The following is a 13,240-nucleotide window of genomic DNA, read 5'->3' as shown; positions in this document are numbered from 1 at the left end:
TTCACAGAGCGTTCAAGGCAACGAGGCCCCTCCTCGTCTTGCACGTGCAGAGCAAGCCGAAGGAGCAGGGTTGAACCTGAACAAATATCCAGTCACGGAGCTGTCCGGCAACGGAAAGCTCGTCTACGGCTGCGACTACAACCCCGAGCAGTGGAGCCGTGAGGTCTGGCAGGAAGACGTCCAGCTGATGAAGCAGGCCGGCGTGAACCTCGTGGCCATCAATATCTTCGGCTGGGCAGAGCTCGAAAGCTCGCCCGGGAACTACTCCTTCGAACGCCTCGATGAAATCCTCGACCTGCTCCACGAGCATGGAATCGGCGTCAACCTCGGCACCGGCACTTCCTCCACCCCCGCCTGGCTGACCACCCTTCACCCCGAGATCCTCCCCCAGTCCGCCGATGGCGTCCGGGCCTGGCCCGGCGGACGGCAGGCATGGTGTTCAAGCTCCCCGGTCTACCGCGAGCACGCCCTGCGCCTGGTCGAGCAGGTCTCCCGCCGCTACGGAGCCCACCCCGCCGTCCGGCTCTGGCACGTCTCGAATGAGCTCGGCTGCCACAACGCCCTGTGCTACTGCGACGTCTCCGCGTCCGCTTTCCGCGGCTGGCTCCGCAACCGTTACGAGACCCTTGATGCGCTCAACGCCGCCTGGGGCACCACCTTCTGGTCGCAGCGCTACTCCGGATGGGACCAGGTCCTTCCTCCGCGCACCACCATCTCCGCGTACAACCCCACCCAGGTTCTGGACTTCCACCGCTTCAGCTCCGATGAGCTGCTCGGTTACTACTCGGCCGAGGCGGAGATCCTGCGGCAGCACAGCACCGTGCCGGTCACCACCAACTTCATGATCACGGCCCACATCCGCACCCAGGACTACTGGTCCTGGGCGCCGCACATGGACGTCATCGCCAACGACCACTACCTCGACCACCGGCTCGAGGCACCGACCATCGAACTCGCCTTTGCCGCCGATGCCACGCGCGGACTCGCCCAGGGCTCGCCCTGGCTGCTGATGGAACACTCCACCTCGGCCGTGAACTGGCAGCCGCGCAACATCGCCAAGGCACCCGGGGAAATGATCCGGAACTCCCTCGCCCACCTTGCCCGCGGGGCCGACGGCCTGTGCTTCTTCCAGTGGCGCGCCTCCGTCCAGGGCAGCGAGAAGTTCCACTCCGCGATGCTCCCCCACGCCGGCACCGACTCGCGGGTCTGGAAGGAAGTCGTCGAACTGGGCGGCATCCTCGAACGCCTCACCGAGGTTGGCGGCAGCACCGTGACCGCCGAGGCCGCCCTGGTCTTCAGCTGGGAGGCCTGGTGGGCCTACGACCGTGAGTCCCACCCGTCCTCGGATATTGCCTACCTCGACCAGGTCCACGCCGCCTACAAGGCCCTGTGGGAGGCAGGCATCACCGTCGACATCGTCGCACCCGGCGCCGACCTCTCCGCCTACAAGCTCGCCGTCGTGCCCGGCCTGTACCTGGTGCGGGACAGCGACGCCGCGGCGCTGGCCGACTACGTTGCCGGCGGCGGCCACGCGCTCGTGACCTTCTTCAGCGGCATCGTCGACGAAAACGAGAAGGTCCGCACCGGCGGCTACCCCGGGGCGTACCGCGAACTGCTCGGCATCCGCACCGAGGAATTCCTCCCCCTGGCCCCCGGCGACACACCGCCCCTGGACAACGGCACCGCGGCGTCGCTGTGGAGCGAAGCGCTGCGCCTCGAAGGGGCCGAGGCAATGGTTTCCTTCACCGGCGGCCACCTCGCCGGCACCGCCGCCGTCACCCGCAACCGGCACGGCGCCGGCACCGCCTGGTACCTCGGAACCGCGCTCGAGCCGGCGGCGCTGCGCGAAACCCTCACCCAGGCCGCCGCCGGTGCCGGGATCACCGTCGCGTCCACCCCCGAGGGCCTGGAGACGGTCGTCCGCTCCAACGGGGACCGGAGCTACGTCTTTTTGATCAACCACTCGCACGAAGAACACAAACACGCAATCCAGGGCCAGGAACTGGTTGTCGGTGAGGAAGTTGCCGACGTCGTCGTGGTCCCCGCAGGCGCCGTACGGGTTGTCCGCACCTCCACCCCCGCCCACCCAACCAATGGCCTCCCCACGGGCTCAAAGGATGTTGAAAGTGACTAGTTCAAGCATTTCTCCGGCGCTGGCCAAGGGGGCGCAGAAACCCCGGAGAACCAAGACCTTCGCGGCCCAGCGCCGCGCCGTTCTCCTCTTCATCGCGCCGTTCGCCGTCCTGTTCCTGGCGTTCTATGCCATCCCGATCGTGTTCGCCGTGGTGCAGTCGCTCCTGACGGTGGAGCGGGAGGGCACCTTCGGGGCACCGCAGGAGGTCTTCGGCGGTTTCGTCCAGTACCAGCAGGTGTTCCAGAACACCGAGTTCTGGCGGTCCGTGGGACGGGTGGTCCTCTTCGGCGTCGTCCAGGTTCCGATCATGCTCGGCCTGGCACTGCTGTTCGCCCTGCTGCTGGACTCCCCGCTGCTGAAGGGCAAGAAGTTCTTCCGCCTCGCGTTCTTCGCCCCCTATGCCGTTCCCGGCGTCATCGCCGCGATCATGTGGGGCTTCCTCTACTCGCCGACGCTCTCTCCGTTCGGGCTGATCACCTCGGAGGTCAACGTCCTCTCCGCGGAGCTCGTGCTGTGGGCCATCGCCAACGTCGTCACGTGGGTGTACGTGGGCTACAACATGCTGATCATCTACTCCTCGCTGCTGGCCATCCCCACCGAAATCTATGAGGCGGCAAAGCTCGACGGCGCCAGCAACATCCAGATCGCCTGGCGCATCAAGATCCCCCTGGTCGTTCCGGCCATCATCCTCACCGGGGTGTTCTCGATCATCGGTACGCTCCAGCTTCTCGCCGAACCGCAGACGCTTCGCAGCTTCAGCTCGGCCATCAGCAGCACCTTCACCCCGAACCTCGCGGTGTACACCACGGCGTCGGTTCCCAACTACCACCTTGCCGCAGCGTTCTCCGTAGTGCTGGCCCTGGCAACGTTTATCCTCTCCTTCGTCTTCCTCAAGGCAACCCAGCGGAAGGTCAGCCAGTGAGCGCAGCAGCAGCGGCCCCAGTTTCCACCCGAAAGTCAATGCGCAGGGGAGACAGCCCGCGCGGGCCCCGGCACAGCATCATGTCCCGTACCGGGGCGATGCTCATCATGGGCGTCTTCACCCTGTACTTCCTCACCCCCATCTGGTGGCTGCTGGTCTCCTCGACCAAGACCGGCGGCCAGATCACCGGCACGGCGCCGCTGTGGTTCACCATGGAGTCGATCCCGACGTTCTTCAGCAACATCGGCAGGCTCTTCACCTACAGCGACGGCGTGTTCGGGCGTTGGCTGCTCAACAGCGCAATCTACGCCGGTCTGGGCGCGCTCCTTGGCACCATCATCGCCGCCATGTGCGGCTACGCCCTGGCAAAGTACGAGTTCAAGGGCCGCGAGGCCATTTTCAACATCGTGCTCAGCGGTGTGCTGGTGCCGGCCACGGCCCTGGCCCTGCCCCTGTTCCTGATCTTCAGCGAGGTCAAGCTCACCAACACTCTGTGGGCCGTGTTCCTCCCCAGCCTGGTCAGCCCGTTCGGCGTGTACCTCGCCCGCATCTACGCGGCGGCCAGCGTCCCCGGCGAACTGCTCGAGGCCGCCCGGCTCGATGGCTCCGGGGAGATCCGGACGTTCTTCACCGTGTCCACGCGCCTGATGGCGCCGGCCCTGGTGACGATCTTCCTGTTCCAGTTCGTCGCGATCTGGAACAACTTCTTCCTGCCCCTGATCATGCTCCGCGACCAGACCCTGTTCCCGGTGACCCTGGGCCTCTACGCGTGGAACAGCCAGATCAGCCAGATTCCCGAGCTGAGGGTCCTCGTGATTGTTGGTGCCCTCGTCTCGATCGTCCCGCTCATTGCAGCGTTCCTTGCGCTCCAGCGTTTCTGGAGCAGCGGGCTGGGTGCCGGAAGCGTCAAGTAGCTTCCAGCGCCAACACCTCCACCAACCCGCCCCGCGGCAACCGCCGCGTGGCAACCCCACCGATAGGAAAAGAAAATGCGCGCGCATTACGGAAAAGCCACCGCCGCCTTTGCCATGGTCTCAGCGCTCACCCTCGCCGGCTGCGCAGGCGGCGGCGGCGACTCCACGGCCGGCGGTGAAGGCGGCAGTTCGTGCGAGCCGTCGTCCGGTCCCGTCGACCTGACCTTCACCACCTGGGTTCCGGGCATGGACAAGGTTGTCGACCTGTGGAACGAGGAAAACCCCGACATTCAGGTCAAGGTGCAGACCGGGCCCAACGGCAACTCGGGCACGTACCAGAACTTCTTTAACCAGCTGCAGGCCGGCAACGCGCCGGACCTCGGCCAGATCGAGTACGACGCCCTGCCGAACTTCCGCGTCCAGGACGGCCTCGAGAACATCGCGGCCTGCGAGAACGTCTCCGACGCCGAGGACCAGTTCGTTGACTGGACCTGGGGCCAGGTGACCTTCGGCGAGGACGACGCCGTCTACGCGGTGCCCCAGGACAGCGGCCCGATGGCCATGTTCTACCGCAAGGACCTGTTCGAGCAGGCCGGCATCGAGGTTCCCACCACCTGGGAGGAATACGCCGCCGCAGCGGAGGAGATCAAGGCCCAGGGCTCCTACATCACCAACTTCCCCCGCGGTGACGTGAACTGGTTCGCCGGCAATGTGTGGCAGGCCGGCGGTCAGTGGTTCTCCAACGACGACGAGGGCTGGGATGTGAACCTCACCGGTGAGGAGTCCGAGCAGGTCGCCAACTACTGGCAGGACCTGCTCGAGAAGGACCAGGTCTCGACCCTGCCCTCCTTCTCGGATGAATGGAACGCCTCCTTCAACGAGGGCGACCAGTGGACCTGGATCTCCGCGGTCTGGGGTGCCTCAACCTTGGCAACCGGCGCCCCCGACACCTCGGGCAAGTGGGCCGTGGCCCCCATGCCGCAGTGGGAAGACGGCGGAACGGCCGCAGGCAACTGGGGCGGTTCCTCCACGGCGGTCCTGAAGGGCTCCGACCACCCGTACGAGGCGGCGCAGTTCGCCCTGTGGCTCAACACCGACCCCGAGGCCCTGGCCCTGGCGAACGAACTCGGCGGGCTCTACCCGGCCGCGAAGTCGGCCACGGACCTGGAGGCCTTCAGCGGCGGCGTTGAGTACTTCGGCGGACAGAAGATCTACGATGTGTTCGCAGAGGCCTCCTCGAACGTCGACCCCAACTTCACCTGGGGCCCGACGATGACCCAGACCTACACCGACGTCTCGGACGGTTTCGGCAAGGCCATCGGCGGCGAAGGCACCCTCATGGACGCCCTCACCGCCGGTGAGGAAGCGACCGTCGAGTCCCTGAAGTCGCAGTCCATCCCCGTCAAGGAGTAACGACCGGCCGCCCCGCGGCCAGCTCGACAGGGAGGCCCCGTCCCGGGGCCTCCCGCCTCCCGGATCACCACCTCCGCCGCACCGGCCGGGGTGGTGATCTGTTTTGCACGCAGTATCCCTGCCGAAACCTTCTCCCGCGGCCCTGCCTTAACGGAAGCACCTCCCCTAAACTGACCCTTGTGGTGACGCGCCGCGATTTTCTTTTGGGGGCCGGCCAGTGTGCGCTGCTGACAGCCGTTATTGGATGCGGACCTCCGGGAGGAAGCGTGCAGAATCAGGACAATCCGGCGCTGCTTTCGGCGCGGCCCGACCCGGACGCGCGGCACGACCGGACGATGAAGGGGGTCCATCCCCTGGGGCTTGAGCCACGGCGGGATCCCCTCGTGTACGTGCCCGAAGGTCTGCGGCCCGACCGGCCCGCTCCGCTGCTTCTTGCCCTGCATGGCGCGGGGGGTGACGCCGCCGGCGGGCTGGCCCTGCTGCGCCGCATCGCGGACCAGTACAACATCGTGGTCCTCTCCCCCGCCTCCCGGGGCTCGACCTGGGACGCCATCCGGGAGAGCTACGGGCCCGACGTCGGAGTCATCAACCGGTCCCTGCAGGAGGTCTTCGACCTGGTCGCCATCGATCCGTCGATGGTCGGGATCGGCGGCTTTTCCGACGGCGCCTCCTACGCCCTGGGACTGGGCCTGGCCAACGGCGGCCTGTTCCGGCGCATCGTCGCCTTCTCCCCCGGCTTCATCCCGCCGGCCCCGCGCAGCGGCGAACCGGCGATGTTCATCTCGCACGGCACGGGCGATACGGTGCTTCCGATCTCCTCGACGAGCCGCCGGGTCGTCCCCGCGCTCGAGCGGGAGGGCTACGAGGTGGTGTACCGCGAGTTCGACGGGCCCCACACCGTCCCGGCAGGCGTCGCTGAGGAAGCCGCCTCCTGGCTGAACTGGCACCAGCGCGTCTAGTGGGATCAGGGGCCTCATTACGTTCCACTGCGGCAGGGAGGAGAAGGCCATGAGCGGGGATCAGCGGCTCGAAGCTGTCGTTTCCGGTGAGGTGCAGGCGGTGGGCTTCCGCTACTGGACCCGGCTGCAGGCGGAGCAGCTCGGCCTCGTCGGCACCGCGGTGAACCGCGACGACGGCTCCGTGGACATTGTCGCCGAAGGACCGGAACCGGCGCTCCAGGAGCTGCTGCGCCGGCTGCGCTCGGGGAGCACCCCGGGCCGGGTGAGCGGCGTCGAGGCGGTGCTCACCGCCGCCTCCGGGGGACTGACCGGATTCCGCGGATACTGACCCGGCGCCGGAGGGCGATCAGGGCTGTGCGGTGTCCTCCTCCACGAGAACGGCATTGAGCGCAACGGCTGTGCGGTAGGCGTCCCCGGCGGCCGACATCAGCTGGGCAGCGGGATCGGTGACGTTGCCCACCGCCCACACCCCTGCCACGCTGGTGCGGCCCACCCCGTCGACGGCCACACAGCCGTCCGCGCGCAGCGTCCAGCCGAAGGCGCCGGTCAGCGCGGCATCCACCCGCGCCTCCGGTTCGCAGAAGAGCCCGTCGCAGGCCACGGCGGCCCCGGAGTCCAGCTCCACCGAGACCAGTCCCTGCGCCCCGCCGGCGAGGGCCTTCACCTTCCCTTCGATCACCGGAACCCCGCGCTCCTTGAGCTGCAGCCGGTCCTCCTCGGCGAGCCCTTCGAGGGTGTGAGTGAAAAACGCTACGTGCGGTGACCACTGGCGCAGCAGGAGTGCCTGATGCACCGAGGATTCGGTGGTCCCAAGGACGCCCAGACGGCGGTCGCGGACCTCCCAGCCGTGGCAGTAGGGGCACTGGAACAGTCCCCTGCCCCATGCCTCGTCGGCGCCCTCAAGGTCGGGCAGGACATCCTGCAGCCCGGTGGCAGCGATCACGTGGCGGGCCTCGAGCATCCGCCCGCACTCAAGCTCGATCCGCCAGCCGGTGTCCGTGCGCACCGCGGCCACTCCCGCGCCGTCGACCAGTTGCACGCCGTAGGTGGCTGCCTCTCGGCGGGCCATCGCCACGAGTTCGAGCGGCGGGGCGCCGTCCCGGGTGAGGAACCCATGGGCGGCTTCGGCTGCGGCATTGCGGGGACCGCGGGCGTTCACGACGGCGACGCCGCGCCGTGCCCGGCCCAGGACAAGCGCGGCGCTCAACCCGGCAAGCCCGCCACCGAGAATGACGACGTCGTGCGAGGAAATTGTAGGCATCCTCCATGTCTACCGGAGGGCCGGACAAAAGGCAGCCGGCTTATGATCCGCCCGGGCCCCCGGAAATTCCGCTTGACTCGCCCAGGGCAGCGGGCCGGTGCAGCGCCCGCACCAGGGACAGGAAGCGCTGGTTCTCCGCCAGGTCATCAAGCAGCACGGCCCGGCCCCCGGCGTCGGCCAGCGGGATGCGCCAGTTGGGGTATTCGTTGCTGGTTCCCGGCTGGTTCTGCGTGCGGCGTTCCCCGACAGCATCGGCGAGCGCCACGCCGAGCAGTGCCGACGGCGACTGCGCGATGAACGCATGGAGCGCCTCGACCGTTTCCTGGACCGATGCCTCCCCGCGGGGCAGCAGCCCCCGCTCGCGGAGCATGGCCAGGAAACTCTCCTGGACCGCCGAATCCGCTGCACGCTCCTCCTCGACGGGACGGCTGAGCAGCCCGAGGGACTCGCGCAGCACAACGTGCTCACCGACCAGGTAGCCGGCCGACGGCGGGAGGTCGTGGGTGGTCACGGTGGTAAGGCAGGCCCTGCGGTACTCCTCGGGGGGCCGCGGCCCGCTGCCGGTCTGCTCGAACCACAGGATGGAGGTGCCGAAGATGCCGCGCTCGGCCAGGTACTCCTGGACGCCGGGTTCAAACACGCCGAGGTCCTCGCCGACAACGAGCGCCCCCGCCCGCTCCGCCTCCAGTGCGAGGATCCCGATCAGGGCCTCGTGGTCGTAGTACACGTAGGCGCCACCGCCGGGCGCGGCGCCGGCCGGGATCCACCACAGGCGGAACAGGCCGAGAATGTGGTCGACGCGGATCCCTCCGGCATGTCGGAGGATATTGCGCAGCATGTCGCGGAACGCCGTGTACCCGGATTCGGCCAGCCGCTCGGGGTGCCACGGCGGCTGGCTCCAGTCCTGCCCGTGCTGGTTGAACATGTCCGGCGGCGCACCGACGCTGATCCCCTGGGCCAGCACGTCCCGCAGCGCCCACGCATCGGCGCCGCTTGGGTGCACCCCGACGGCGAGGTCGTGAACAATCCCGATTTCCATCCCCGCATCGGTGGCCTCCAGCTGGGCCTCCTGCAGCTGCTCATCACACAGCCATTGGAGCCACTCGTGGAACTCCACCCGCGCTGCCAGCCGCTCGCGGGCCCGGCGGGCCGCCGGGGAACCCGGCCGGCCCGCGTCCTCCCACTCGGGTGACCCGGGTTCCAGGGTTTCGGCCAGGGCGGACCAGAGCGCGAAGTCGTCGAGCCCCTGGCCCTGCCCGGCACAGTAGTCTTCGAAGTCGGACTGCCGCTGGGCGGGCCGTTCCACCGCAAAGATCAGTTCGAGCGCCGTGAGCTTTGCCGCGAAGGACGCGTCGCGGTCCAGCAGGTCCGTGGTGGTGTTAGCGGCTTGGAATCCGGCCGCGAGCCCGTCCACGGTCCGGCGCGATTCCGCGTCCAGCCGCGCGTATTCGGGGATGGCCTCGATGCGCAGGTACATCGGGTGGAAGAACCGCCGGGTTGTCGGCAGGTAGGGCGAGGGTTCGACCGGCGGTTGGGGCTCGGCGGCGTGCAGCGGGTTGACCAACACGAAGCCGGCGCCCTGTTCGGCGGCCACCCCGGCGAGCTGGCCCAGGTCCGCCAGATCGCCGATCCCCCAGGAGGTCGAGGACCGAACGGAGTACAGCTGCGCCATCAGGCCCCAGTTCCGAGAGTTCAGCAGCGCGGTGGTTCTCGACAACCGGTCAGGGGTGACCACCAGCGTGCAGCTTGCGGTGCGTTCGCCGGCGCGGGCGTGGAGGGTGTGCCAGCCGAGCGGCAGCGAGTGTGGGAGGGTGGCATTGACCCGCTCTATGGGAATGCCGTCGAGGGTGCGGAAGCCGGCCGGGCCCCCGTCAACGCTCCCGGTGTAGCGGAGCCCGTCCTCGGCGTCGACCCACACCTCGACGTCGGCGCCGGCCGGGATGGAGAGGGGGACAGGCTCCACGGCGCTGGCACGGACGACGACGACCGGCGGCAGGAGGCTGCGCCAGGGGGCGTCCTCAGCCTCGGCGAGCGAGGCGTCGACCGCCTCGGGGGTGTCAGCAGCGACGCCAAGCGCGGCAAGGACCGCCACGAGGGTTTCGGGCCGGACCTGCTGGAGCGACCCGTCCCAGCCCTGGAACGTGGCTCCCACCCGGTGCGCCTCGGCCAGCCGCTGCAGTGGGGTGGGTGAATGCAGGGGGACCGTTTCGGATGGACTCATTGTCCCAATGTAGGCGGGCGGACCCGGACCGCTCCACCCGACACAGGAGTTTCATCAGCCGACTTAGCATTTTCCCATACACTTCCCTAGTGACCATTTTTGAGCTACACAGCGAGACTCGACTCAAGCGCACCGTAACCGGGCGGCTCCTCTTTTTCTTCATCCTGGGGGACATCCTCGGCGCCGGCGTGTATGCCCTCGTGGGCGTGATCTCGAAAGAGGTTGGAGGAGCCCTCTGGGTGCCGCTGATGGCTGCACTGGGACTTGCACTGCTCACGGCAGGCTCCTATGCGGAGCTTGTGACCAAGTATCCCCGTGCCGGCGGAGCGGCAGTATTCGCCGAGCGGGCTTTCCGCCGGCCGCTCATCTCCTATCTGGTCGGATTCTGCATGCTCGCGGCGGGGGTGACGAGCGCGGCCGGCCTTGCCCTGGCGTTCACCGGGGACTACCTCGCCGCCTTCGTGGATGTCCCCGCAACTCCGGCCGCCCTCGTGTTCCTCGCGCTCCTGGGGCTACTTAACGCCCGCGGGATTCGGGAATCGGTGAAGAGCAACCTCGTCATGACCGTCATTGAGGTGTCCGGACTCCTCCTGGTGATCGGCCTGGTGGCGTTCTACGTCCTGACCGGCGGCGGCGATGTCTCCCGCGTGAGCGAGTTCACCCCGGGCGTCAATCCGGCCGCGGCAGTGCTCGGAGCCTCACTCATTGCGTACTACTCATTCGTCGGGTTCGAGGTGTCGGCCAATGTGGCCGAGGAGGTGCGCGGGATCAGCCGGGTGTATCCGCGGGCGCTCTTCGGCGCCCTGCTCACCGCCGGGGTCGTCTACCTCCTGATCGGCCTTGCGGCCTCCGCCGCCTTACCGGCGAAGGCCCTCGCGGGGTCCTCCTCGCCCCTGCTCGACGTCGTCGCCGCCACCGGGGCGGGCATCCCGCCATGGCTCTTCGGCCTCGTGGCGCTTGTCGCGGTCACCAACGGCGCGCTGCTCGCCCTTGTCATGGCCAGCCGCCTCACCTACGGAATGGCCGGACAGGGCCTGCTTCCTGCCGCGCTGGGACGGATCCTGCCGAACCGGCGGACCCCCTGGGTGGCGATCGTCGTCACCACGGGTGCCGCCATGGTGCTCACGCTCACGGGAGATCTTGCCTCCCTTGCCGAGACGGTGGTGCTGCTGCTCCTGTTCGTCTTCCTCTCCACCAATATCGCCGTCCTGGTGCTCAAACGCGATCGGGTGGAGCACGCCCATTTCAGCATCCCGGCCCTCATCCCCTACCTCGCCATCGGCTCCTGCGTCCTGCTGCTGAGCCAGCAGGACGGCGCGATCTGGCTGCGCGCGGCCATTCTGCTGGCGGTCGGGCTGGTGCTGTACGCCGCCGGGCGCTTCGTGGGGAGCCGCCGCAACCTCCCCGCCTGACGGCCCGGGTAAATGCGGCCGGGGCCGGCCGGACCGCATCCCTACCCGACGGTAACTTGTCGGCCCAGGTCCTTGCTAAGTTACTGCCCAGTAGTTTACAAATGTAACTTGAATCACATCGGTTCACCGTGTACGCCTCCAGCCCTCCTGGTTTGGGGCGTGCACGTACTGCTCAATGACGAGCGCACCCGGCACGCGATCCATCCGTCCGCGCCTCGTCATCGGCTCTCCCGATTCGAGAACGGACTTGTCGCACATGCTCAGATCCATCGCGCCCACCTCCCACCACCGCCTGCACGCGGTGGTGACGGTCTTCCTTTCCCTGCTCCTCGTGGCACTTCTCGCCTTCTTTGCCCTCTTCACCGGCAAGGTGGCCAACGGGGCCGGTCAGCTTTCCGAGGGGGCGGGGCGGGCCAACGACGGCTCGGCCGCACTCAGTGCCGGGGCAGCATCGGCGCGTGACGGATCAAAAAAACTGGCCGAGGGAACGGCATCCCTCGACAAGGGCACCGGCGAGCTCTCCAGCGGGCTGAAGAAGGCCGGAACCGGGGCAGCGTCCCTGTCGACCGGCGCCGCCGACCTCAACGAGGGAGCCGGCTCACTGAGCGCGGGCGCTGGTGCTGCGGCAACCGGAGCGGCCGAGCTGCACGCAGGCACGGCCCGGCTGACCGTCGGCGCGCAGAAGCTTGCCGACGGCACCGCCCAGGCCCAGGCCGGCGCGCAGCGGGCAGCCGACGGCGCCTCGCGGCTCGCCGCCGGCGCCGGCCAGCTGGCGGCGGGAACGCGTGCTGCCCTCGAGGGCTCCGCGGCCCTTGGCACGGGGGTCTCGGACATTATGGCCGAGACCGAGGTCTCGATCCCCGACGCCGCCCTGCTGGCCGAGGGGGCCGCCAAGACGGCGGCCGGAGCTGCGGCCCTGCGTGACGGCGCCGTCGAGCTCGACGCCGGTGTGGACCGGCTCAACGCCGGTACGATTCAGGCCCGGGACGGATCGGCCCAGCTGGCCGCGGGCACCCATGACCTCGTGGCCTTCGCGGAGGCCAATCCTCTCGTCCCCGTCGGCGCCCTGCTTGAGAAGCTGAAGACACTCGATGCCGGCGCAGGCGGCCTCAACGCGGGCCTGGTCGAACTCAGCACCGGGAGCGGCAACCTCGCGCTGGCCACCGAGCACAAAGTGGTCCCGGGCACCCAGGCCCTGGCCAACGGCACGGTCCTGGTCCACGAGGGCACCCTGAAGTCGCAGGCCAAGCTGAACCGGCTCTACACCGAGGGGCTGACCCCGCTCAAGGCCGGAACGGACAAGCTCACGGCCGGCATGCAGCAGCTCGACGCCGGTTTCCAGGGATCACCGGACCAGCCCGGACTGCTCAGCGGAGCGGGCCAGCTCGCCGCAGGCACCACCGCGCTCAACGGCGGACTGATGCAGCTGAATGCCGGATACCAGGGAACCGCCGTCGAACCCGGGCTCCTCGCCGGGGCCGGCCGGCTCAACGAGGGTGCGGCCGCATTGAGCGGCGGCAATGCCCGCCTGGCGGAGGGCGCCCTCAAGCTCGCCGAGGGATCGACGCAGCTCGCCTCGGGAACCAGCAGCCTGAAGGACGGCATGGGCAAGCTCACCGAGGGAGCCGCACGCCTCGACACCGGCGCCGGCGACCTCAATGCGGGTGCGGCTCAACTGGCCGACGGCAACGCCAAACTCGCCGACGGCGCCGCCCAGTTGGCCGAAGGCAACGGGAAGCTCGCCGAAGGGACCGAAAGGATGTCCGCCTCCACCTCGGCGATGACTCCGGCGTCCGTCGCCACCTCGCCCGGGATCCTTGCCGTGGCCCTGCCGCTGCTGATCCTGGCCGCCCTGGTGGCCATGATGCTCGCATCCCGTCCGCGCCGCTCCCACTAGGTCCGGCGGGAAAGCCTCCAAAGCCCGGCGGGGAAGGGACCGCGAGTGTCCCTCCCCGCCGATCGGCGTTCGGCACCAACAGCTCCGAAAGTCCATAGTTTAGGCAG

At 68.6% G+C, this 13,240-nt stretch carries 10 protein-coding genes; 8 read left to right on the top strand and 2 right to left on the bottom strand.

The genetic code is table 11. The features are described from left to right. Window positions 1–70: 70 nt before the first annotated feature. From E2F48_RS08695 to E2F48_RS08670, 6 genes are all read left to right on the top strand, one after another. Window positions 71–2,134 (top strand): beta-galactosidase, encoded by a 2,064-nt coding sequence (locus E2F48_RS08695; protein ID WP_133403619.1) that lies wholly within the window; start codon window positions 71–73, stop codon window positions 2,132–2,134. After that, complete coding sequence (locus E2F48_RS08690; protein ID WP_133403618.1) at window positions 2,118–3,056, top strand: carbohydrate ABC transporter permease; 939 nt, start codon at window positions 2,118–2,120, stop codon at window positions 3,054–3,056. Before E2F48_RS08695 ends, E2F48_RS08690 begins: the two co-directional genes overlap by 17 nt. A gap of 80 nt (window positions 3,057–3,136) precedes the next feature. Beyond that, on the top strand, window positions 3,137–3,970 hold the full coding sequence (locus E2F48_RS08685; RefSeq protein ID WP_133404113.1) for a carbohydrate ABC transporter permease: 834 nt from the start codon (window positions 3,137–3,139) through the stop codon (window positions 3,968–3,970). A 75-nt stretch (window positions 3,971–4,045) separates the two neighbouring features. Continuing rightward, window positions 4,046–5,383, top strand: coding sequence for an ABC transporter substrate-binding protein (locus tag E2F48_RS08680; RefSeq protein WP_133403617.1), 1,338 nt, complete (start codon window positions 4,046–4,048; stop codon window positions 5,381–5,383). A gap of 266 nt (window positions 5,384–5,649) precedes the next feature. Beyond that, entirely contained in the window at window positions 5,650–6,342 is a 693-nt protein-coding gene (locus E2F48_RS08675) for an alpha/beta hydrolase (protein ID WP_221411658.1), read from the top strand. A gap of 49 nt (window positions 6,343–6,391) precedes the next feature. Then, the gene (locus E2F48_RS08670) at window positions 6,392–6,670 is read left to right on the top strand and encodes an acylphosphatase (RefSeq protein WP_133403616.1); all 279 of its coding nucleotides are present in this window, start codon (window positions 6,392–6,394) and stop codon (window positions 6,668–6,670) included. Window positions 6,671–6,688: 18 nt separating this feature from the next. Here the strand turns inward: E2F48_RS08670 and E2F48_RS08665 are convergent, their stop codons facing one another. After that, window positions 6,689–7,603, bottom strand: a complete 915-nt coding sequence (locus tag E2F48_RS08665; RefSeq protein ID WP_133403615.1) for an NAD(P)/FAD-dependent oxidoreductase — start codon at window positions 7,601–7,603, stop codon at window positions 6,689–6,691. A gap of 40 nt (window positions 7,604–7,643) precedes the next feature. Continuing rightward, window positions 7,644–9,824 (bottom strand): 4-alpha-glucanotransferase, encoded by a 2,181-nt coding sequence (gene malQ / locus E2F48_RS08660; protein WP_133403614.1) that lies wholly within the window; start codon window positions 9,822–9,824, stop codon window positions 7,644–7,646. Between the two features lie 89 nt (window positions 9,825–9,913). On the opposite strand from malQ, the gene E2F48_RS08655 reads away from it, so the two are divergent. Then, on the top strand, window positions 9,914–11,236 hold the full coding sequence (locus E2F48_RS08655; protein WP_246018714.1) for an APC family permease: 1,323 nt from the start codon (window positions 9,914–9,916) through the stop codon (window positions 11,234–11,236). 256 nt (window positions 11,237–11,492) lie between these two features. Further along, window positions 11,493–13,133, top strand: a complete 1,641-nt coding sequence (locus E2F48_RS08650; RefSeq protein WP_165968730.1) for a hypothetical protein — start codon at window positions 11,493–11,495, stop codon at window positions 13,131–13,133. Window positions 13,134–13,240: the final 107 nt, after the last annotated feature.

This window comes from Arthrobacter crusticola (genome assembly GCF_004357995.1).
GTDB lineage: Bacteria > Actinomycetota > Actinomycetes > Actinomycetales > Micrococcaceae > Arthrobacter_D > Arthrobacter_D crusticola.
This window is presented reverse-complemented; position numbering and strand designations above follow the sequence as displayed.